A 21,172-nucleotide genomic window follows, 5' to 3' on the forward strand; every position below is an offset into this window, starting at 1 on the left:
CGACGGGCAGGCGGGCCTCAGGCGGCCGGCTCGGCCGGGGCCGCCTTCCGGACGTCCGCGAGGTACGCGGTCATGGCGTCCCGGTTGCGGGTCAGCCGGTCGATCCGCTGCGACATGCGGGCGCACTCCAGCTCCAGGAGCGCGATCGTCTCGGGCGTCGGGTTCGGGATGTCGATGCGGCCGGGCGGCCCGAGGCAGGGCAGGATCCTGCGGATCGTCTGCGTCGAGAGGCCCGCGTCGAGCAGCCCGCGCACCTGTTGGACGCGGTCCACGCAGGGCTCGGGATAGTCGCGGTAACCGTTGGCGCACCGATGGGAGGCGATCAGGCCCTGCTCCTCGTAGTACCGCAGCATCCGGCGGGAGACCCCGGTGCGTTCCGACAGCTCCCCGATGCGCACGCCCCCGCCCTCCCCGCGTTCCCGCGACGCTCTTCCGGATCCCGCTCGACCTTCACACCGCTTGACCTTCACATCAATGGAAGGGTTCGAGCATGCTGCCATGTCGAGCACAGACCTGACCAGAGGGCCCTCGCGCGGCCCCGCCCCCTCTCCGCGACGGGCCGAAAGCCCTTCCCCGCCGGGGAAGTTGAACCTGCCGGCGCTGCTCGCCCTGGCGACCGCCGTCTTCATCACGAGCCTCACCGAGACGCTGCCCGCCGGGCTGCTGCCCGCGATGGGCGGCGACCTGGGCGTCAGCGAGTCCGCCACCGGGCAGACGGTGACGATCTACGCCCTCGGCACCGTCCTCACCGCCGTCCCGCTCTCCGCCGCGACCGCCGGGTGGCGCCGCCGCCGGCTCCTGCTGACCGCGATGACCGGTTTCGCCGCCGCCAACACCGTGACGGCACTCTCCACTTCGTACCCGCTGACGATGACGGCCCGGTTCGCCGCGGGGGTCGCGGCGGGCCTCGCGTGGGCGCTGCTCGCCGGCTACGCCCGGCGGACGGCCCCCGCCCACCTCCAGGGCAAGGCCATCGCCGTGGCCATGGCGGGCATCCCCGTCGCGCTCTCCCTCGGCGTGCCCGCCGGGACGTTCGTCGGCAGGGCCGTCGACTGGCGGACGGCCTTCCTCGTCATGACCTGCCTGACCCTCGTCCTCCTCGGCTGGATCCTGGCCGCCGTCCCGGACTACCCGGGAGACCGCCCGGAGGAGGGTTCCGCGCCGCCGATGCTCGGGGTGCTCAAGGTCCCCGGCGTCGCCCCCGTCCTCGCCGTGACCCTCGTCTTCGTCCTCGCCCACACCCTCCTCTACACCTACATCGCGGCCTTCCTCGACCGGCTCGGGATGGGCGGCCGGGCCGACACCGTCCTCCTGGTCTTCGGCGCCGCCTCGCTGCTGAGCATCTGGGCCGTCGGCGCCCTGATCAACCGCCGGCTCCGGGCCCTGATGATCACCGGCACGCTGCTCGTCGCGGTGGCCGGCGGGATCCTGGCGCTGTTCCCGCGGTCGCCCGCGCTCGTGTACGGGGCGGTGGTGCTCTGGGGCCTGGGCTGGGGCGGCGCGCCGACCCTGTTGCAGACGGCGGCGGGCGACGCGGGCGGGGAGCGGGCCGACGCGGCGCAGGCGATGCTGGTCACCCTCTGGAACGTCGCCATGGCGGGCGGCGGGGTGGTCGGCGGCCTCCTCCTCGACGCGTTCGGCACCGGGGCCCTCCCCTGGAGCGTGCTCGCCCTCCTGGTCCCCGTGGCGGCCGTGGTCGTCGCGGCCCGCACCCACGGCTTTCCCGCCCGTCGGAACGCCCCCTGACGGTCCCTCAGGCGCGGGGCGCGTCCAGGGCCGCCCGTACGGCGGCCAGGACGGCCGTCTCGTCGGCGCCCGCCGCCCGGGCCCCGGCGACGTACGCGCGGGCGAGCCGGGTGAGGGCGGCGGTGTCGACGGGCGCCGCGCCCGGACGCGCGGCGACCCTGGTGCCCGCGCCGCGCCGGGTGCGGACCAGGCCCGCCGCCTCCAGCTCCTTGTAGGCGCGGTTCACGGTGCCGGGGGCGAGCCCCAGGTCGGCGGCGAGCCGGCGGACGGTGGGGAGCCGCTCGCCCTCCGGCAGGACGCCGCCGTCGATGAGCGCCGCGAGCTGGGAGCGGATCTGCTCGTACGGCGGGACCGGACCGGCCGTGTCCACGCGTACGGTCGGACCGTTCACGGCCTGCTCCGGAGGGAGGCCGGCGGGGCGAGGACGGTGAGCAGCGACCACAGGGCCGTGCCGGCGGCGACCGCGGCGACCGGGAGCAGGAGCAGGCCGGCGGTGTGGACCAGGGGGCCCACGCAGGACAGCGAGCGCAGCGCGCCGGAGGCGAAGAGGGCTGTGCCGCCCAGCGGCGCCGAGACCAGGAGGCCCCACGCGGCCGTCACGACCCGGGCGCGTTCCCGGCGCCGGCGCGCGTCGGCCGCCGCCACCGCGGAGTCGCCCCCGGGGACCGGGCGCCCGGTGATCCGGCGCAGCGCGTAGCCGCAGGCGGCGGTGCCGACCGCGAGGGCGACGAGCAGCGGGGCGCCGTAGAAGAGGCCGGGCCAGGGCCCTCGGGACTGGGTGAGGCTCCCGCAGGCGACGCTGAGCGTGCGACCGGCCCTGCCCGTGTCGTCCGGGGAGGCGGTGAGCGCGGCGACGGCGAGCAGGGCGAGGAGCACGGCGGCCTCGGCGGCGAGCAGGAGGGCGAAGCGGGCGGGCAGGACGTCGCGGACGCGACGCGGGACGAGGCTCGCGCGACGTATCGCGCCCCCGGGCCCGGGGGCCTGCGCGTCGGCGGCCAGGACGCCCGCCGTGACGCAGACGGCGAAGACCGGCAGGGCGTGGAGGACCCCGAGGCCGAGGGCGGCGCCGTGGGCGACCGTCCAGGCCGCCGCCGCGCCGACCGCCGCGCCGCCCCACCGGACGAGCAGTTCGGCACGGGCGGGCCGGGTCGGAGGGGACAGGGCGGAATCGAGCATGGGGACCCCCGTCGGAACTCTTGTGTCAAGTGATGAGTACAAGATGGCGGTCACTGCCCCTTGTGTCAAATGGATGACACAAGAGGGTGCGGGTGGGGAGTCGCGGACCCGGCGGCCGACCGGCCCGTGAGCGGTCTCGGCGTCCACCACCGCACCGGTGTTCCCCGGGGCCGGGGTCAGTGCGCCGTCCGCTCCCGTACGGTCGTGGCCCACGCCGGCTGCTCCTCGGCGGCCTCGCCCTCGGGTTCGGTCCGTCGGCCGCCCCGGGCGAAGAAGTCCGCGAGCGGCAGGATCGCCGCGCCGACCGTGACCGCGTCCGGGCCCAGCGTGCCCAGGCCGATGTCGACGTGGGCGGCCGGGTGCTTCAGGGCGTACTCCCGCGCGTACCCCTCGACCGTCTCCAGGAAGCGGGTGCCGAGCTGGAGGCCGGCCCAGCCGCCGACGAGGATGCGCTCGGGCTGGAAGAGGTTGATCAGGTCGGCGAAGCCCGCGCCGAGGTATTCGGCGGTCTCCTCCAGGACGGCGAGGGCGGTCGCGTCGGGCGGGGTTCCGGCCTCGGCCGGGTAGGCGGCGGTGAGCATCGCCGTCAGGGCCGTCTCCTCGTCCGCACCCTCCGGGGGCCGCCCGCCCGCCTCCCGCCAGCGCTCCAGGAGCGCTTCCGCGCCCGCGTACGCCTCCAGGCAGCCCAGGGCGCCGCAGCGGCAGCGCCGGCCCCGCACCCGCACCTTCAGATGGCCCCATTCGACCGCCCGGCCCGGCCCCGTCGGATCGGTGACGACGCAGGCGCCGACGCCGGAGCCGAAGAGGACGACGACGGCGCTGCGCGCGCCCCTGCCCGCGCCGAACCACATCTCGGCCTGGCCGAGGGTCTTGGCGCCGTTGTCGATCCAGTACGGCACCGAGGCCGGGAGCTCCACGCTCCCGCGCAGCAGGCGCTCCAGCGGGACGGCGTCCCAGTCCACGGTCTGGCCGTGCACGACGGCGCCGTCCTCGGGGGTGCGGGCCACGATCCCGGGCACGCCGACCCCGATGCCGAGCAGCTGCTCGGCGGGCACGTCGGCGGTCCGCAGTACCTCCGCGATGCCGTCCCGGACGTGCCCGACGACGACCCCGACCTCGTACCGCTCGTGCGGATGCGGGCCGCCCACGGCCAACGGGCGCTCGGTGCGGGCGAGTTCGGTGAGGGCGAGGTCGAAGAGCTCGATCCTGATCCGGGTCTCGCCGACGTCGACGCCGATCATGAAGCCGCCGCCCGGGGAGACCCGGAGCAGGGTGCGGGGGCGCCCGCCGGTCGAGTCGACGCTGCCCGCCTCCTCGACGATCCCCTCCGCCACCAGCTCCGCGACCACGTTGCTGACCGAGCCGGAGCTCAGCCCGGTCGCGGGGCCCAGCGAGAAGCGGCTCATCGGCCCGTCGAAGTACAGGCGCTGGAGGACGGCGGTGCGGTTCTCGCGCCGCAGATCACGGACGGTGCGTCCGTTCCGCATGGTCACTGGGCCCCCTGATGGAATAGTCCTGATCGCAACATACCGCTGCGGGACCCCGGGAAGCGACTTTATCTTTAGCTTTAAGTCATGACCTGAAATAAGGGAATCGAGTTCCTGTCGCCTTCACTTCCCGAACGCGGGGCCTCCCAGGACGTTCCCTGGGGCGCCCCTAGGCGCCCAGGAGGGTCCGGAGGTGGGCGCAGGCGTCCGTCTCGTCCGGGTGCACCGCGACCGGTTCGTACGCGCCCCGCTCGTACACCCCGGTCTCCCAGCCGCCCCCGCCCGGCGCCGCCCGCATATAGGCGAAGTCGGTCGGGACGGGGGAGGGCTCGTGGACGCCCTCGATCCAGTAGTAGCCGGCGGGCACCCCGGCCTCCCGCAGTGCCCGCTCCAGCGCGCGGCGGTGCTCGGTCACGCGGGGACGCGCACGAGGTAGCCGTTGTCGAGCAGCCACTTCACGTTGAGGCGCTGCCCCTCGCCCGGGTCCAGGAAGGCCGGGTCCAGCTTGATCTGCCGGCCGCCGCCCGGCTGCTCGAACCAGGGTGCGATGGAGCCCTCCCAGACCACGAACGCCCGCGTCACCTCGTACACGTGGTAGTCGCAGGGGAAGGCGGCGTCACGGGTGTTGAGGTTCTGCGGGGGCAGCGCCCGCTCGGCGTAGGCGTCGCCCGCCGGGGCCAGGTAGCCGCCGAACTCCGAACCGAAGCGGTCCAGGTGCTCGCCCTTCACCAGGAGCTCGGGCGCCTTGTCGACCTCGCCGTTCACCTCGCCGAAGCCGTCGTTGGGCGGGTACTTCCAGCCGCCGGTGTCGGCCGGGCCCTCCCAGTACTTCTTGAGGAAGGCGGCGGGGGAGAGCTTGCCGGTCCTGTGGTAGCCGTCGAGCAGCGGCCCGACCGGCTCCTGCCGCTTGTTCGGCAGGTGCTGCGGCCCGAGCCGGGCGTCGCCCCGGAACTCCCCGGTGCAGGGCGCGGGCCGGTGCTTCCCCGCGCTCTCGACGGGCGCGGCCTGCGCCGCCGGGGCGGCGGTGAGGGCGGCGGTGACGCCCATGGCGGCGAGTACGGCGCGGATCCTGGGAACGGTACGGCTGTGCTCCACGCGGAGGTCTCCCTGGGAGGGGTGGTCAGTGGCGCGGCACAGAGTAGTCGAGCGGGTGCGGGGGGTGAGGGAGGGGCGGGGGTGGAAACCGGCCATTCGCGGCGGGGGTCTCGCTGATCGAAGCCTCGGGCCTCAGGCCTCGGGCCTCAGGCCTTTCGGAGGCCGCTGAGGAGGAGTTCGGCGAGCTGGTCGTACGCCTCCGCGTCGGCCAGGCCGGTCGCGGCGGCGACCTGGCGTCGCTGGATGCGGACCATGACCGAGGAGATGACGTCGGCGGCGAAGGTCACGTGCACCTCGCGGAAGACCCCGGCCCGCACGCCCTCCTCGATGAGCTGCTGGACCCGCCCGGCGGCCGCGCGCGTGTTGCGCTCGTACACCTCGGCCGCGGGCTCGAAGGCCGCCACGTCGTCGAAGAACTGCGGCGAGACCGGCGCCAGTTCGGCCGAGACCGCCCGCAGGTAGGCGGCGAGCCGCTCGGCGGGGCCGGTGGCGGCGGCGAGGACGGCCTCGACCCGGCCCGTGGCGCGCCGGAAGAAGTGCACGACCGCCGCCCGGACCAGCTGCTCCTTGCTGCCGGCCAGGCCGTACAGGGTCCGCTTCGAGCAGTGCAGGCGGGCGGCGAGGTCGTCGAGCGTCAGGCCGGCGAAGCCCTCGCCGACGAGGAGGGCGACGAGCTCCTCGAAGAGGGCGGAGCGGCGCGCCGCCCCGCGGCCCGTCAGCTGCGGGGTGTCGGCGGCGGAGGTCTCGATCACCCGCCCAGTATTCCAGGCCGCGCCCGGAGGGGGCCGTGGCCCCGCGCACGCGGTGCCGGTCCGTGCGGCGCGGCTCCAGGGGTTGCGGCCGACCGCCTCTGCGCTACTCTGACCGGTACTGGAGTACCCTCCCCAGTACCACTTTGCGCGCCGCTGGAGTCGCCATGGATGTCGACCGCCTGCTTCCCACCCCCGAAGCCGCGGACCTCATCGCCCTCACCCGGGAGATCGCCGACAAGGAGCTCTCCCCCCGGGTGGACGAGCACGAGGCCGCCGAGACCTATCCCGAAGGGCTCTTCGCGACCCTCGGCGAGGCGGGACTCCTCGGCCTCGCGTACCCGGAGGAGTACGGCGGCGGGGGCCAGCCGTACGAGGTCTACCTCCAGGTCCTGGAGGAACTGGCCGCGCGCTGGGCGGCCGTGGCCGTCGCCACCAGCGTCCACACCCTGGCCTGCCACCCGCTGCACGCCTTCGGCACGCCGGAGCAGAAGGAGCGCTGGCTGCCCGCGATGCTGGAGGGCCGGACCATCGGCGGCTACAGCCTCTCGGAGCCGCAGGCCGGCTCCGACGCGGCCGCCCTCAGCTGCAAGGCGGAGCGGCAGGAGGACGGCAGCGGGTACCGGGTCACCGGCACCAAGGCCTGGATCACCCACGGCGGCCGGGCCGGCTTCTACACCCTCTTCGCCCGTACGGCCCCCGGCAGCCGCGGCGTCTCCTGCTTCCTGGCCCCGGGCGCCACCGAGGGCCTCACCTTCGGCGCGCCCGAACGCAAGATGGGCCTCCAGGCCGTGCCCACCACCGCCGCCTACTGGGACGGCGCCCTCCTGGAGGAGGACCGGCTCGTCGGCGAGGAGGGCCAGGGCCTCCAGATCGCCTTCAGCGCCCTCGACAACGGGCGCCTCGGCATCGCCGCCTGCGCCACGGGCCTCGCCCAGGCCGCCCTGGACACCGCCGTCGCCTACGCCAACGAGCGCACCACCTTCGGCCGCCGGCTCGTCGACCACCAGGGCCTCGGCTTCCTGCTCGCCGACATGGCCGCCGCCGTCGACGCGGCCCGCGCCACCTACCTGGACGCGGCCCGCCGCCGCGACCTCGGCCGCCCCTTCAGCCGCCAGGCCAGCGCGGCCAAGCTCATCGCCACCGACACGGCCATGAAGGTCACCACGGACGCGGTCCAGGTCCTCGGCGGCTACGGCTACACCCGGGACTTCCCGGTGGAGCGCTACATGCGCGAGGCCAAGATCATGCAGATCTTCGAGGGGACGAACCAGATCCAGCGGCTGGTGATCAGCCGGGGGTTGGCGGTCCCGGAGAAGTAGCGGGTCGGGCGTGGTTCCAGTCGGCTTCCCGAGGTGCGAGGCCGGGCGCTTTCTCGTCTTTGTCGGCATCGCCGCGACCCTCGTCCGCCGGCGGTGTCCGGCCAGGACGTAACCCTGACGACGGCAATGGTCCGGCTGGATACGCTGCCCTGTCATGACCGGCTGAAAGGCGCAACGATGAGCCAGTACTTCGACCTGGGCGACGAGACGCTGTGGAACCCGTCCAATGGGGCTTCTCTCATGTTCCAGCGCCAAGTGGCGGTCTTCGAGGCGGAGCTGGAACTTCCGTCGGGCATCGGGCCGATGGAGAACGACGAGTGCCGGATCAGCCCCGGCACCTTCGAGACCTTCGTCGAAGCCCTCCTGGAGGAGCACAGAAGAACGAGCCACACCATCTGGCTCGCGCTTTCCGAAGGCTTCACTGCCACGGTGCTGGTTCTTGCGGAGCGCGCCGGGATCACCGTGGACTGGGCACGGTACGGCGCCACCCCGGAAGCCCCGTTCGAAGACGTGCAGGTTTCCACCGTCACAGGGATGTCCGCCCCGGCGGACGGCGGAGCTTGGGCTGCGGGCCTGCGCGAGAAAGCACGCCAACTCGGACGGCATATGCCTCGTTGACGGCAGCAACGACGTACGACGAACCGATCAGAGCCCTTCGTCACCGCAGCCCGCCATGAGAAACGGCGTCCAAGCCGCAATGCGTTCGGGCGGAGACTTTTCACCTCGCCGACGACGTGACGGGCTTACGGGTCGCTGAAGACCTGGTCGCCGTTCTTGTCGTCCGCCGGCCTCGCGGGTAATGCGGCGGAGCAGACCGATTCGACCTCGCGCTTCAAGTCGTGCTTCCCCCCGACGTCCGTCGGGACGACAGGGGCCTGTCCTCCCGGTGGCCCCTGCGTGTCCTGCTCAACCCGGAGCACGGCGCGGTCGTGTCAGGGACGGCCCGGTTCCTTCTCGGACGTCGGGCCGCAGGCAGGCACCGCGAGCCTCGCGGCCACCCGGCACGCCCGCACCGTGAAACCCCGACTCCACACTGCGGACGGGCTACGTCATCGACTCGATGTGCGGATGCTCGGGCTCCGCCGGGCAGACGAACAGGTGTTGCCGGTAGCCGCTGCCTATCTGGACCCCGGTCGCGTTGTGGCCGCGGTGGCCGGGGTACGGTCCAGCGCCTGGGTGGGGGTGCGGAGACCAGCTGTTCCCGGCATCGTCCCCTTCCTCGAACGTGGCGACGGTCATCAGGAGCTCCATGCCGGTGCCGCACTCGGAGCAGGACTGCGGGCTGGGGTCGGTGGAGTTCCAGGCGGGCCAGCCGCCGACCTTCCAGCCGGGTGCGTTGGACAGCACGCAGTCGTAGTACGTGTCCGGGTCCATGCCCTCCTCTGCCGCCTGCGGCACGCTCCACTGCCTGAGCTGCTCCTGCAGTTCTTCGCTCAGCTCCAGATGGTCGGGGTACTCGGTGATCTGCTCCGGTTCGAGCACGCACGGTTCCGGCAGATAGCCGTCGAACTGCACTGCGGACGGCTCGGGGGGCGCGTCGAGAATGCCGGTGACGGCGGCTGCCGAACGCCAGAAGAGCAGGGTCCTGGGCATGATCGGGTGATCGAAAGGGCACCACAGGACCTGCAGCAGGTCCTTGCCCTCCGGCGGGCTCAGATCGGGCACATCCCGTACGTACAGTTGCGCGACGGGCAGCATCGCTATGGGGCCGTCGTACGCCTGGACCGCCAACCTCACCGGATGCGTCCGAGGGGGCCGGATCCGCTCGAGGGTCTCCCGTTCCTCCGGAGTCAGGTCCCGGCCGTGCGAGGCGGCGAAGATCCGTCGTTCCAGCCGCAGATCCGCCAGGGACAGGGCCGGGTTGATGCCATCCACCACATGCGGTTCCCGGCAGTACGGCCACGGCTCCTCGGCGGGCCACAGCAGCGGCCCGCCGATCGAGCTGTCGTGCCATGTCGGTGCCCCGGGACGGGGGTGCAGGCGGGTCGCCGTGCGGGCCAGCGGAGCCAGTCGGGGAAATACCGCGGCAACGTCGATCGGCCGTGGCGGAGTGACAGGAGTGACGTTCATGGCCGCAATCCTGCCAACCGCCTCTGACAACGGCCCTCGTGGCCATCCCACGAAGAGTTCCGGCACGGGACGCTCGCCGTGAGCACTCGAACAAGGGACACGAGCGTTCACAGAGCAGTTGGAAACGCAGACGGTCGTCCTCCAGCCCGGGTGGACGACGAGCAGAGCGAGCGGCCGCTCCACGGCGTAGATCCTGCACGTTCACTGTCGGCCGGCATGCCGTCGGGCACCGGCAAGCGGTCCGGACCCGCCCTCGGGCCGGACCGCGTCCATGTGCGGCCCGCACTCCGCCGCCAGCCGTTCTTCAGGAATCAGGAGCCCTTGACCTTGACCAGTGTCAGGGTGATGGGTGGAAGTTGACGCGTTCACGGATGACGGGGAAGCCGGCCTTGGTGAAGTTCGCGGCCGTGGGGAAGTCGGCCCGGTCCGTCGCTCCGCCGACGAACTCCGCGCCCTGCTCGACGAGGAGGTGGGTGCACTCCGCGAGGAGGTCGTAGGCGTAGCCGCGACCGCGCCGTTCCGGGACGACTCCGATGAAGCCGATCGTCGGGCCGGAGGGGTTGTGGGCCGGGATGTGGATGCCGGCCAGGTCGCCCTCCGGCGTGTGCGCCGTCCGCCACCACTGCCGTGGGGAGGGGCACCGGTGGAAGAGGTCGAGTTCCTCCCGGGCGGTACGGTCGCGGTTCCCTGCCGCGGCCCCTCCCCGCCGTGTCCTACGCGCAGGACTCCTCGAACTTCACCGCGCGCAGCGTCACCGGCTGGCCGTTGAGGGCGGTGCCCGCGGCCGGTTCCTGGGAGCAGATCTTCCAGTTCGACTCCACGAGGATGAAACGGTCCGCGCCGGAGGCGTCCTCGATCGTGAAGCTGGTCGAGGAGTCCAGGGTCTGGCGGGCGACCTTGACGGACTTGCCCTTGAGGTCCGGCATCGTGGAGCCGGCGCTCTCGGGGACGGCCCCCGCGTCCGTCGCCGGGCAGTCCTCCTCCAGCTTCACGGTGCCGAAGTCCACCTTCGTGTCGCTCGGGTGCCGGCCCGGGGCCGGCGTCTGGGAGCAGACCTTCCAGTTCCGGTCGGAGACCTGGTTGCGGCCGCGGCCGAGCGCGTCGTGCGACGCGAGGTGGTGGAAGCCGAGTTCCTGGGCCTTGTCCTGGGCGGACTGGAGCCCCATCCCCACGAAGCTCGGCAGGGTGCCGGACTCGGCCTTCTTCTCCGGAGCGGCGCTGGTGGGCGCCGCCGTCGTGGGCTCCGGAGCGGGCGTCTTCGCCGCGGTGCTCCCGGCCGCCGCGGGCGGCCTGCCCGCCTTGTCGTCCGTGGGGGTCTCGTCGCCGACCGCGAGGCCGAGGGCGACGAGGAGGACGAACACCCCGCCGACCACCACGGCGATGACCGCGCCGGTGGAGAACCGCTTCCGGGGAGGCCCGTACGGGCCGGGCGCGGCCGGGTGGGGAGGCGGCTGGTGCGGCGGATACTGCTGGCTCACGGGCCCTCGCTTTGTGTCACCGAATTGATTGATCGGTGAACATATCGTGGAGGGCCCGAGAACGCCAAAGTCCGCGTGAGACCCCTGCCCCCGCCCTTTTCAGGGGCCTATGCCGGGGGCGGGCCGGAGGACGGTCAGGTGACCGACCGGCCGAAGAACTCCAGCTCCGCGACGGCCACCTGCTTGCGCGGATCGGCGCGCCAGGCCGTGCGGAGGACCAGGCGGACCGAGAGGGCGTCGCGGACGCGGAGGTCGACGCGCTGGGTGCCGCCGTCGTTGATGCGGTGGTGGGAGACCCGGATCTCGCCCGACGCGTCCTTGACCACCAGGTCGAAGGTGCGCGGGGTCGCCTGGCCGTCCGCCTGGGTGGTGTTCTTCGAACTGCCCGGGGTGATCAGGAGGCTCAGCAGGTCGGTCGGCTCCGCGAACGCCGCCTCCAGGTACTGGCCCTCCGAGTCGCCCGCGTACCCCGTGCCCCACCAGGTGTTGGAGTAGCCGTCGCCCGCCAGCTTCGGCTCCTGGTTCGGCGCCGAGTGGGACGCCGTCCAGGAGACGGGATGGACCGGGACCCGGGTCGCGAAGTGGTCCTGGACCGCGCGGGCCGCCGGGGGACCCCCGAGCACCCCGCCGACCACCACGGCCGCGACCCCCGCCGCGATCAGCGCCCGGACGATCCAGCGGCTCCGGTCGCGGGCCAGACCGGGGCGCCGACCCGCGTACGGGCCCTCGGCCGTGGACAGCCGCTCCGGGACCATCGGCGTCGCGCAGAAGCGGCAGAAGTGGCGGCCGGGCGCGTTCGCGAGCGAGCAGGCCGGGCACGGCGTCCCGCCCGGGACCGGGGTCGCCGCCTCCGCCGCCCGGACCGCCGGCCGCGCCGCCTCCGGGCGCGCCGGGAGCACCGGGGCCGCGACCGCCGGCTCCGACGGGCGGTCCTCCGGGACCGGGACCAGCAGCGAGCGCGCCACCGTGTGCGGGGAGGGGGCGGGGGCGGAGGGGTGGTCGGGCGCCGGGGGTTCCGGGGCGCGGGGTGCTTCCCGTACCGGCTCCGGGGCCCGGGCCGGGGCCTCCGGTTCCGTCTCCCGCTCCGGGGGGACCGCCGGCAGGGGTGTCGTCGTCTCCTCCGGCTCCTCGCGCGTCGCCACAGCCGGGGCGTCCCAGCGCAGGAACGCTCCGCAGCCGTCGCAGAACGACTGGTTCGCCGCGCGCACCGGGCTCGCGCAGTCCGGGCAGGGGCGGGTCTCGGGGGCGTCACTCATCGGGGTCGGGCTCCTCTGCAAGGGGTTCGGGTGTACGGGACGGGGTCACCGCGACCGTGAACGGCAGGTGTGCGGGGCGGGCCGCCGCCACCACCGCGTGCAGGCGGTGCGGGTCCACGGCGGCCGGGTCGGCGACCCGCAGGGCGACGTGCAGTCCGGCCGCCGGCGCCCCCGGGAACGGGCCGAGCGGGCGGGCGGACCAGGCCGCCCCGCCGCTCTCCGTGATCTCCGGCGGCACGCCGAACGCCAGCCGGACCGCCGCCGCGAGCCCCTGCCGGGTGCCCCGCACCCGGTGCAGGGCCACCGCCGAGGCGACCGCGCGCCGGCGCAGCGCCAGGGACTCGGTGCCCTCCAGCTCCGCGCCCACCCACGTCGCCAGGTAGTCCACGAAGTCGGCGGGCGCCAGGGCGGGCGTGAAGTACGCCTCCAGCGAGTCCAGGACGTTGAAGAGGGGGGCGAGGACCACGTCCAGGCCGGACACGAACCGCTGCCCGAAGTCGTCCTCCGCGTAGACGGCCGGCAGCGCCGCCCCCAGCGGGTACGGGGTCGCGAGCCCGGGGACCGTACCCCGCGCCGTCCCCTCGGCCGTACCGCTCATCGCGCCTCGATCACGCGGACGCGGTGGTCGAACGGGAACAGCAGCGCCGACGGGCCCAGTTCGATCCGGTCCGCCGCGTCGCCCCGCCGGCCCGTCAGCGGGTCCGCCGGGTGCAGCAGGACCTCGTCCACCAGCTCCACCCCCGGCACCCGCTGGAGCGCCGCGAAGACCTCCCCGGCCCGCAGCGGGCGCCCGAACGCCCACCCCTCGCCGTGCGCCCCGCCCGTCAGCGGGTCCAGGTACGCGTACAGCACGTCCAGGGCCCCGGCCCGCACCCGCTCCGCGTCCGCCGCGCGGAACGCGTGCAGCGTCGCCACCACCGTCACCCCCTGGTAGAACGGCGGCCCCACGGCGAGCCGGGTGCCCAGCGGGCGCCGCTCGTCCAGGAAGCCGGTCACCCGGGACAGCAACTCCCCGCCCGGCACCAGCTGTTCGAACCGCAGCCGCCCGCCCCGGTCCGGCACCGCCTGCGGCACCACCAGGACCCGGACCGCGTTCTCGCCCGCCTCGGCCGCGTCCGCCGCCAGACACGCGATCCGCGCGGCCTCAGGCGCCGCCCGCCGGGCCAGCTCCTCGTAGTCGCGGGCGGTCACGGCCCGCTCCTGCGCCCGCAGCGTGATGGGCGCGCGGGCCTTCGCCTCCTCGACGGTCTCCCCGTCCACCCCGCCCCGCGCCGCCTCCCGGTTCTCGACCCGCGCGATGTACGGGATGGAGCTGCGCAGCACGCTGATCGTGGACCGGGCCACGTTGCCCGCCCGGCCGCCCCCGGTGCCGTACCGGAGCGCGCGGATCGCCGCCCCCTTCGGCGGTACGGCCCCGAACTGCCTTAGCGTGCCGTCCGGTTGGCGCACGGACGGGCCGAAGGCGATCTCGCCGGTCGTCGCGTCCAGGGTGAAGTGCCGGTCGCCGGGGCGCGAGGACGCGAAGTCGCGGACGGCCGTCCACTCCAGCCAGCCCGCCCCCGGTTCCGAGGCCTCGTCGTCGTCCGCGTGCTCCGCGATCTGCAGCAGCAGCGGCGGCCGGTCCACGACCGGCGCGTGCGCCAGCCGCACCCGCTGCCCCGGAACGCCCTCGGACTCGCCGAGGAGTTCGTTCCGCACCGTCTCGGCGTGCGCCGCGCGGACCGTCCCGCCGATGGTGAACGCCCCCGCCGCCCGTACCGTCGGCGACTCGCTGTACGACGGCAGCCCCGCGGCCGGTTCCACCACCCGGCAGCGCACCCAGCCCGCCTCGTGCCCGCCCAGCCGCGACAGCGCGTGCCCGGACGGCACGTGCAGCACCACCTCGCCCGGCCGGTTGAGCCCGCCCGTCGTGTCCTCGTCCACCTCGCACGCCGTCCAGCCCTCGGCCGCCGACCACGCCTCCCACACCAGCGGCGGCCGGCGCGGGTCCACGCCGACGCCGTCCACCCGACTGTCCAGGTCGAGGACCAGGACGCAGTCCGGCACGGCCGCCGACAGGCCCAGGAGCAGCAGGTCGCCGACGCGCGGCAGCGGCGAGAACGCCGGCACGTCCTCGCCGCCCAGCATCGACTGGAAGCGGTCCTCGGGCGTGCCCCCGGCCTCCTGGCGCAGCAGGTGCGTCAGCGAGCAGGGCACCACCGTCAGGTCGTCGGTGGTCGCGAAGACCACCGCCTCCTCCGTCTCCGTGCGCCCCGTCGACACCTCCGTGCCGGCCGGCAGCAGCACCGGCTCCGGCTGTGGCGCGGACAGCCGGAAGGTGACGTCGGCGCGGGCGGCGGCCGGCGGGAACAGTGTCACCCCGAGCAGGTCGAGGAAGGCCAGGTGGTTCTTCTCCGGGACCCGGTTGAGGCGGTAGACGAGCTGGTCCGCCATGTGCGCGACGGCCTCGACGAGCGTGACCCCCGGGTCCGAGACGTTGTGGTCGGTCCACTCGGGGCACGCCTGCTGGATGTAGCGCTTGGCGTCGTCGACGAACTGCTGGAAGCGCCGGTCGTCGAGATGGGGTGCGGGCAGGGCCATGGCGGCTCTTTCAGTCCTCGGAGGGGATGACGTAGAAGGGGAAGACGAGGTTGCGCGGGTTGTTGGCGCCGCGCACCCGGTAGCGGACGTCGATGTGCAGGGTGGTCGGCTCCTCGGGGGCGGGGGAGACCGTGACGTCCTCCACCTCGATGCGCGGCTCCCAGCGGTCGAGCGAGGACATCACCGCGTACCGGATCCGCCCCATCGTCGCGTCGTTGACCGGCGCGAACACCAACTCGTGCACCGCACAGCCGAATTCGGGCCGCATCGGCCGCTCGCCCGGCGCCGTCGCCAGCACGAGCCGCATCGACTCCTCGATCTCGCGGTCGCGCCGGACGAGCGCGATGGAACCGCTCGGGCCGGTGCGCAGGGGGAAGGCCCAGCCTGCGCCGACGAAGTGCTCACTCAAGGAACGTCCTCCTCGGAAAAGGGTCGCGACGACCACGGGGTCAGAACGGCAGGTTCGCCACGACCGGGTTGGGCATCGGGACGGTGGAGGTGATGAACGACGGCGCGTTGACGACGGCCTGGGTCAGTGCCGACACCTTGAACTTCGCCCCCGCCTTGATGTCCACGCCCATCCCCGCGCTCAGCTCGATCCGGCCCACCGCCGACAGCTTCAGGTCCGTGCCCGACTCGACCGTCACGCCCCGCGCCCCCGTGATGGTGACCGTGCCGTCGCTGTCGATGGTCAGGGTGGTGCGGGCCTCGTTCAGCTCGACGCTCAGGCCCCCCTTCGAGGTGCGCAGCCGGATGCCGTGCGAGGCGCGCGTCCGGCCGCCCTCCTCCCGCAGCTCCACCGTGTGGCCCGTACGGGACGTCAGGGCGCGCCACTGCACCCGCCCGCTCGTCGGATCGACGGGCGGGACCCGGTCGGTGGCCGGGGTGTGCCGGTCGATCCCGTTGTACAGCCCCGCCAGGACGTACGGATGCTCCAGGGAGCCCCGGTCGAAGGCGCACAGCACCTCGTCGTCCACCTCCGGCAGGACCAGGCCGCCGCCCCCGCGCCCGCCGAGCTGCGCCACCCGGCACCAGCCGCTCTCGTACGTCGCCGACAGCCACGGGAACCGCAGCCGGACCCGGCCGAGCGAGAGGGGGTCCTTGGTGTTGGTGACGAGCGCGACCGCCACGCCCGGCATGGGCGGCGCCGGCTCCCCGCCGCCCGAGGCCGTCCCGTACAGCGAGCGGAACTGCCGGCCCGACACCGTCAGCCAGGTGGTGAACTGCCGCCCCGACGCGAAGACGTGACGGACCCCGGTCGCCGTGTACCGCCCTTCGAAGGGGAAGCCCGCGCCCTTCACCGCCACCGGCTGCCCCGGCTTCAGCGCCGGATTGCCCGTGACGGCCACCTCCACCTCCGCGAACGAGCCGGTGACGTCGTCGGCGAGCGCCGCGGCCGCCTGCGTCACCTCCGCCTGGGTCGTGAACGGCGTCCCCGTCGCGGCGAGTTCGGCCGCGCCGAAGGGCGCGGCGAGCTGCGCCGGGGTGATGTCCGAGACGATGTCCCGGCTCGCCACCGCCGGCGTCGGCGAGGTCAGGGCCTGCTTGGTACGCGGGTCCCAGCCCCGCACGTCGACCTTCCCGACCTGCCCGGCGGCCGTCACCGACACCCGGCTGTGCAGCGTGTTCGACCCGAAGTCCAGGACGTACGGGCTGGCCGCGGCCGGCGTGGTGTCGGAGGGCGCGGCGGACGCCGGCGGCAGCGCGGCGAACACCAGTCGGCCCGCCGGGTCCAGGGACAGCCGCACGTCGTTCTCCCGCGCGAGCCGGGACAGGAAGTCCCAGTCCGTGATGTTCGGCTGGGTCGCCAGCTCGTACACCGTCGGCGTGGCGTCCACCCGGCCGATCGGGACGCGGTTGAGCCCGGCCAGCTTCCGCACGATGTCGGAGGCCGTCATGTTCGGATAGCCCTCGACGCGCCGGTTGCGCAGCAGCCGGTGGCCGGGGTCGTACCCGCGCAGGATCAGGTACCGGCCGTGGCCCGGCGCCGCGTCCACCTCGACGGCCGTGACCTCGCCGGTCAGCATCGGCTCGCCGAGCCGCCCGTCGGTGAACGGCGAGAGCACCGCCATCGCCCCGACCTTGAGGAACGGGAACTTCTCGGTGAGGGTGCCGTCCTTGTCCGAGAACGTGAGCTGGAACGCGGACGGCACGTTGACGCTGGCGTCCACCCAGCCCTCGGTGAGCCGGACGGCCAGCGGGTCCGGCAGCGGCGTGCCGTCGAGCTGCACGTGGAGGACGGTGGTGAAGGTCTTCTCGCTCATGGGGCGCCCTGGGTCTCCGGCAGGTCGGTGGTGGACGGGAGCAGCAGTTCCGTGCCGGGGCGCAGCCGCGTCGGGTCGTCGATGCCGTTCGCCTCGGCGATGACCCGCCAGCGGGTCGCGTCGCCGTACTCCCGCCAGGCGAGGGAGGCGAGCGAGTCCCCGGCGACCGTGCGGTGCGCCCGGCGGGCCGAGAGCGCGCCGGAGGTCGGGTTCTGCTTCTTGGTCGCGGTGGCGACCTCGGTGAGGGAGAGCGAACAGGTCGCGCGGATCGGCACGCCGCTGGGGCTGAACAGGGTGTACGTCGCCGCCACCGAGGTCACGTACGCGACGAACTGCACGGTCGAGAACGACCCCCAGGAGAATTCCACCCACGGCGGCGAGGGCGCCTTCGCGTCGATGCTCTGCGGGGTCACCTCGCAGCACGAGAGCAGGAGTTCGACCTGCTGCTGCACGTCCTTCGAGGACGGGGAGGCGGACCGGTCGAGGAACACCTCCAGCTGGAGCCGGGCCGGCTCGCTGCCGGTGAACTTCGGCGGCGCGCCGCGGGTGTACGCGACGGCCGGCTCGGTGTGCCAGTTCGCCGACCGGCTCAGCCGCAGCTGGTCCGGGTTGAACTGGAACCTCACCTCGCCGATCCGGCCGCCCATGGCACCGCCGAGGTCGGTGGGCGGCTGGTGGATGGCGAGCGAGGCGCGGGAGAGGCCTCGGGCCGCGGTCCCGGCCATCTCAGGCGCCCCCCGCGTCGGTGAAGCCGTGGTGCGCGATCTCCAGCGTCTCGGTGGCCACGGCCGGATTGACCGGGTCGAGGGTCGGACCCGTCCAGCGGACCGGCAGCACCTCCACGAGCCCCCACTGGGCGACGACCGAACCGTTCGCGCGCAGCGCCGCGATCTGCGCCGTCGGGCGGGTGATCCCGGTGGCCAGGGACGAGATCCAGGCGGCGACCTTGGCGGTGTCGGCGGTGAGGGGGCGGGTGAGCCGGATCGTGGAGAAGGTCACGCGGGTCGGGAGCTGCCACACGAAGCCGTTGTTGCCGCCCTCCTGGCGCCGCTCCACCTCCACCTCGGAGGCGAGGCCGTCGCAGCCGTTGAACAGGCCGAGGTCCTGGCCGTCGATCGTGAGCTTGAAGAAGACGGTGGACGCGGGGTCCGGCTGGGTGGGCATGAGGCGGTCTCTCGGGTAGGGGGTTCGGATCGGTCGGGCGGGCCCGCCCGGTCAGCGCCCGTGGTCACGGAGCCGACCCACCCGCTCGCGGTCGGCACGCAGCTCGGCGCGCAGGAGCCGGGAGAGGGGAGTGACGAGCCGACGGGCCAACTCGTCGAGCTGGGCGGGGGATTCGGATCCGGAGGGGGCGGCCGGGTCTATGGCGGTGGCCTGCTGTACGGGGGCGGTTGCAGGCCGGGGGGCGGGAGCCGGGGCCGAGGTTCGGGGGAGGGCGACTGCGGTCCGCTGGAGCGGGACGGGGACGGGGACGGGGGCGGGGCCCGGGGTGGGTGCGGGTGCGGGGGGCGTCGGCGCCTCGGGGGCGCTTCGCCGCTGCACGGCGACCGGGCGTGCGACGGCGGGCGGGGCGAGGGGGACGACCGGCCGGGGGGTGGTGGGGGTGGGTACGGCGAGGGGGACGACCGGCTGGGAGGTGGCGGGTGCGGCCTGTACGGCGGGGGTACGGGGGGAGGCGGGCGCGTGTGTGTTGCCCGGCAGGTTCGGGGCCAGCGCCCGACCGGTGGCCAGCGGAAGCACGTCCGGCCGGGGGCGGGGGAGGCGGTGGCCCGGGGGAGGCCGGGGACGACGACGGTGACCGGGGGCTGGGTCGTGGAGCGCTGTACGACGGGGGCGGTGGGTTGCGGGAGATCGGCGGTGGTGTCGGGGGTGGGGACGAGGACAGGGGCAGGGGCGGGAGTCCGTTGGACGGGCGCGGCCTCGGACGCGGCGGGGATCGCCGGAGGTACGGACGGAAGGGCGGGCGGAGGGGTGATCGGCGCCCCGATCGGGGAGCGCCGGGGCGCGCTGTGCGTCCGGGCCGCCGGCGCCTTGCCGACGGCTCGCTGCACGGGCGCCCCGAGCCCGGCCCGGACGGGCCCTTGCGGGGTGGCCGGGCGCGCGGGAACGGCGGTGGGGCGACTCTTCTGGACGGGCGGGACGGATCGGGGCGCCGCCGGGGTCTGGCCGACCGGGGCCGCCGGAGGTACCGAGGGCGCGGGGCCCGCCGGGGACGTCGGGCGCCCGGAGGCGGACGGATCCGTCCGGGGTGCCTGGCGGGACAGAGGCGCGGGGGCCGGCGAGGGCACGGGAGTGGCCGGGGCCGACGGGGCTGCGGTGGCCGGCCTCTTCTGGACGGTCGGAGACGCCGGGGGCGCGGCGACCGTTTCGGACGTGAGGTGTACGGGGGCGGCGGAGGCCGTGGTGACCGGGGCCTTTCGGGCGGTTGGGGGCACCTGGGGTGTCTGGTCGGCCGAGGGGGGCGGGGACGTCCGGTCGGCAGGGGGAGTCGAAGGCGCGGAGGTGATCGGGCTACGTCGGGCGCTCGGTGGTGTGGGTGCGGCGGTGGTCGGGTTCTTCAGGGTGGCCGGAGCCGTCCCGGAGGTCTGGACGGCCGGGGGCGCCGGGGGCGCTGGGGTCGCCAGGTGCGTGGGTGCGGCGGTGGTCGGGTTCTTTCGGGCGGCCGGAGCCGTTCCGGAGGTCTGGATGTTCGGGGGCGCCGGGGTTGCCGGGGGCGCGGACGCAGTGGCCGGGTTGTTTCGGGCGGCCGGAGCCGTTCCGGAGGTCTGGATGTTCGGGGATGCCGGGGTTGCCGGGGGCGCGGGAGTCGCCGGGGGCGCGGTCGGGCTCGTTCGGGCGGGCTGGGGCGTCTGGCGTACGGAAGCGGTCGAGGGCTTGGGCGCGGTGGTGGGCGGGTTCTCGTGGTCCGCCGGGCGTACGGAAGCGGCCGAGCTTCGCTGGACCGCCGGGCGCGCCGACCCGGGCACGGGTACGGCGGCGGGCGCCGGCCGCGGGGGAGCGGTCGGAGCCTCCGGCCGCTTCTGCTGCGCGGGAGCGTCGGCGGCCGACGGCTCCGGAGGCGTGCTGGTCGGCACCGGGCCCCTCCGTACGGCCGGAGCCGGTCGGGGCGCCTCGGCCGGCGTGGGGGCGGGCGCCGGAGGCGTGGAGGCCGTCGTGGTCCAGCCGGCGCCCGGGGCGCGCCGGGTGCGGCGTACGACGGGACGACGCTGGACCGGTGCGCTCGGCGTGCCGCCGGGAGCCCCGGGTCCCGCGGGGGAAACGGGACCCGGGACGTTCTGGGGCCGCTCGGCGCCCGAAGGCTCCGGTGCGGCGGTGGCGGCGGCTGCGGGGGCTTCCCCGTTCCCCGGGGTGGGCGCGGGTGCCGGGCTCGTCGGCGCGGCGGCGCCCACCGGCGCCAGGCGGCGCGGCGGTTGTACCGGCCGGGCGGAGGTCAGCGGCGAACGCCGCACGGGTCCCGGGGCGTCCCCGCCCGTGGCCTTCCGCGACGACCGGGCCGGTTCGCCCGTGGCCGTGACGGCGCGCCGTACGGGCGGGGCCGGGACCGAAGCCTCGGCCGCGCGCGCCGAACCGCCGCCCCGCACCGGAGCGGTGGCGGCCCCGTCCCGTACGGGAGCGGACGCGGTCCCGTTCCGTCCGGCCGGCACCGCCGCCGCGCGCTGAACGGCCCGCGACCCTCCGACCGGGCCCGTTACTGGGGCAGTGGCCGTCCCCGTGACGGCGTCCGTACTCGTACGGACAACGTCCCGGACCCGTCCCTGCGGCACGGCAGCCGCACGGTCGGCCGCGCCCGTACCCGTACGGGCAGCGTCCCCGCCCCGTCCCTGCGGCGCGGCAGCCGCCCGGCTGATGACGCCCGTACCCGTCCCCGTACCGGAAGCGGCGGTGCCCCCGCGTACCTCCTCCGCCCCGGCCGGGTCCGTCCGTCCCGTCGTCGGCAGTCGCAGGCCCG

At 74.8% G+C, this 21,172-nt stretch carries 21 protein-coding genes and 1 pseudogene; 4 read left to right on the top strand and 18 right to left on the bottom strand.

What is annotated here, in order from left to right:
* Positions 1 to 17: 17 nt before the first annotated feature.
* Positions 18 to 398 carry a MerR family transcriptional regulator gene (locus CP977_RS27160; protein WP_062751620.1) on the bottom strand — a complete coding sequence of 127 codons (381 nt, stop codon included), beginning with the start codon at positions 396 to 398 and terminating at the stop codon, positions 18 to 20.
* A gap of 100 nt (positions 399 to 498) precedes the next feature.
* On the opposite strand from CP977_RS27160, the gene CP977_RS27165 reads away from it, so the two are divergent.
* On the top strand, positions 499 to 1,746 hold the full coding sequence (locus tag CP977_RS27165) for an MFS transporter (RefSeq protein ID WP_079130968.1): 1,248 nt from the start codon (positions 499 to 501) through the stop codon (positions 1,744 to 1,746).
* A gap of 7 nt (positions 1,747 to 1,753) precedes the next feature.
* On the opposite strand, the gene CP977_RS27170 is transcribed toward CP977_RS27165, so the two are convergent.
* The 6 genes from CP977_RS27170 to CP977_RS27195 all read right to left on the bottom strand — a co-directional run bounded on the left by CP977_RS27170 (position 1,754) and on the right by CP977_RS27195 (position 6,256).
* Positions 1,754 to 2,137 (bottom strand): GntR family transcriptional regulator, encoded by a 384-nt coding sequence (locus CP977_RS27170; RefSeq protein ID WP_062751618.1) that lies wholly within the window; start codon positions 2,135 to 2,137, stop codon positions 1,754 to 1,756.
* Complete coding sequence (locus CP977_RS27175) at positions 2,134 to 2,922, bottom strand: hypothetical protein (protein ID WP_152370973.1); 789 nt, start codon at positions 2,920 to 2,922, stop codon at positions 2,134 to 2,136. Before CP977_RS27175 ends, CP977_RS27170 begins: the two co-directional genes overlap by 4 nt.
* Before the next feature lie 176 nt (positions 2,923 to 3,098).
* The gene (locus tag CP977_RS27180) at positions 3,099 to 4,415 is read right to left on the bottom strand and encodes an ROK family protein (RefSeq protein ID WP_152370974.1); all 1,317 of its coding nucleotides are present in this window, start codon (positions 4,413 to 4,415) and stop codon (positions 3,099 to 3,101) included.
* 163 nt (positions 4,416 to 4,578) lie between these two features.
* Positions 4,579 to 4,824, bottom strand: a complete 246-nt coding sequence (locus tag CP977_RS27185; RefSeq protein WP_062751615.1) for a hypothetical protein — start codon at positions 4,822 to 4,824, stop codon at positions 4,579 to 4,581.
* Entirely contained in the window at positions 4,821 to 5,456 is a 636-nt protein-coding gene (locus CP977_RS27190) for a TNT domain-containing protein (protein ID WP_183953362.1), read from the bottom strand. Before CP977_RS27190 ends, CP977_RS27185 begins: the two co-directional genes overlap by 4 nt.
* Before the next feature lie 194 nt (positions 5,457 to 5,650).
* A complete protein-coding gene (locus CP977_RS27195; protein ID WP_062751614.1) occupies positions 5,651 to 6,256 on the bottom strand; it encodes a TetR/AcrR family transcriptional regulator in 606 nt (201 codons plus the stop codon).
* A gap of 164 nt (positions 6,257 to 6,420) precedes the next feature.
* Between CP977_RS27195 and CP977_RS27200 the strand changes: the two genes are divergently transcribed.
* Together CP977_RS27200 and CP977_RS27205 are read left to right on the top strand one after the other, a co-directional pair.
* Positions 6,421 to 7,575, top strand: coding sequence for an acyl-CoA dehydrogenase family protein (locus CP977_RS27200; protein ID WP_109184315.1), 1,155 nt, complete (start codon positions 6,421 to 6,423; stop codon positions 7,573 to 7,575).
* Between the two features lie 177 nt (positions 7,576 to 7,752).
* Positions 7,753 to 8,193 carry a DUF6086 family protein gene (locus CP977_RS27205; RefSeq protein ID WP_152371650.1) on the top strand — a complete coding sequence of 147 codons (441 nt, stop codon included), beginning with the start codon at positions 7,753 to 7,755 and terminating at the stop codon, positions 8,191 to 8,193.
* A gap of 426 nt (positions 8,194 to 8,619) precedes the next feature.
* On the opposite strand, the gene CP977_RS27210 is transcribed toward CP977_RS27205, so the two are convergent.
* From CP977_RS27210 to CP977_RS27265, 11 genes and pseudogenes are all read right to left on the bottom strand, one after another.
* The gene (locus CP977_RS27210) at positions 8,620 to 9,645 is read right to left on the bottom strand and encodes a hypothetical protein (RefSeq protein WP_152370976.1); all 1,026 of its coding nucleotides are present in this window, start codon (positions 9,643 to 9,645) and stop codon (positions 8,620 to 8,622) included.
* A gap of 337 nt (positions 9,646 to 9,982) precedes the next feature.
* Positions 9,983 to 10,336 (bottom strand): annotated as a pseudogene (locus CP977_RS27215) (GNAT family N-acetyltransferase); the annotation flags it as partial.
* A 22-nt stretch (positions 10,337 to 10,358) separates the two neighbouring features.
* On the bottom strand, positions 10,359 to 11,123 hold the full coding sequence (locus CP977_RS34940; RefSeq protein WP_229991694.1) for a PASTA domain-containing protein: 765 nt from the start codon (positions 11,121 to 11,123) through the stop codon (positions 10,359 to 10,361).
* A 134-nt stretch (positions 11,124 to 11,257) separates the two neighbouring features.
* Positions 11,258 to 12,379, bottom strand: coding sequence for an NADase-type glycan-binding domain-containing protein (locus tag CP977_RS27230; protein ID WP_152370977.1), 1,122 nt, complete (start codon positions 12,377 to 12,379; stop codon positions 11,258 to 11,260).
* Positions 12,372 to 12,977: a phage tail protein gene (locus CP977_RS27235; RefSeq protein WP_062751610.1), complete on the bottom strand. Its 606-nt coding sequence runs from the start codon at positions 12,975 to 12,977 to the stop codon at positions 12,372 to 12,374. The genes CP977_RS27230 and CP977_RS27235 overlap by 8 nt, the downstream gene beginning before the upstream one ends.
* Complete coding sequence (locus CP977_RS27240; protein WP_152370978.1) at positions 12,974 to 14,959, bottom strand: putative baseplate assembly protein; 1,986 nt, start codon at positions 14,957 to 14,959, stop codon at positions 12,974 to 12,976. The genes CP977_RS27235 and CP977_RS27240 overlap by 4 nt, the downstream gene beginning before the upstream one ends.
* 10 nt (positions 14,960 to 14,969) lie before the next feature.
* Positions 14,970 to 15,368: a GPW/gp25 family protein gene (locus CP977_RS27245; protein ID WP_109184320.1), complete on the bottom strand. Its 399-nt coding sequence runs from the start codon at positions 15,366 to 15,368 to the stop codon at positions 14,970 to 14,972.
* 40 nt (positions 15,369 to 15,408) lie between these two features.
* The gene (locus CP977_RS27250; protein WP_109184321.1) at positions 15,409 to 17,223 is read right to left on the bottom strand and encodes a VgrG-related protein; all 1,815 of its coding nucleotides are present in this window, start codon (positions 17,221 to 17,223) and stop codon (positions 15,409 to 15,411) included.
* Positions 17,220 to 17,948 carry a CIS tube protein gene (locus tag CP977_RS27255; protein ID WP_062751606.1) on the bottom strand — a complete coding sequence of 243 codons (729 nt, stop codon included), beginning with the start codon at positions 17,946 to 17,948 and terminating at the stop codon, positions 17,220 to 17,222. Before CP977_RS27255 ends, CP977_RS27250 begins: the two co-directional genes overlap by 4 nt.
* A gap of 1 nt (position 17,949) precedes the next feature.
* Entirely contained in the window at positions 17,950 to 18,387 is a 438-nt protein-coding gene (locus CP977_RS27260) for a phage tail protein (protein ID WP_062751605.1), read from the bottom strand.
* A 51-nt stretch (positions 18,388 to 18,438) separates the two neighbouring features.
* Positions 18,439 to 18,963: an extensin gene (locus tag CP977_RS27265; RefSeq protein WP_152370979.1), complete on the bottom strand. Its 525-nt coding sequence runs from the start codon at positions 18,961 to 18,963 to the stop codon at positions 18,439 to 18,441.
* A 1,731-nt stretch (positions 18,964 to 20,694) separates the two neighbouring features.
* On the opposite strand from CP977_RS27265, the gene CP977_RS27270 reads away from it, so the two are divergent.
* Complete coding sequence (locus CP977_RS27270) at positions 20,695 to 20,883, top strand: hypothetical protein (RefSeq protein ID WP_152370980.1); 189 nt, start codon at positions 20,695 to 20,697, stop codon at positions 20,881 to 20,883.
* Positions 20,884 to 21,172 lie beyond the last annotated feature (289 nt).

The sequence above is a fragment of the Streptomyces cinereoruber genome (assembly GCF_009299385.1).
Taxonomy (GTDB): Bacteria; Actinomycetota; Actinomycetes; order Streptomycetales; family Streptomycetaceae; genus Streptomyces; species Streptomyces bikiniensis.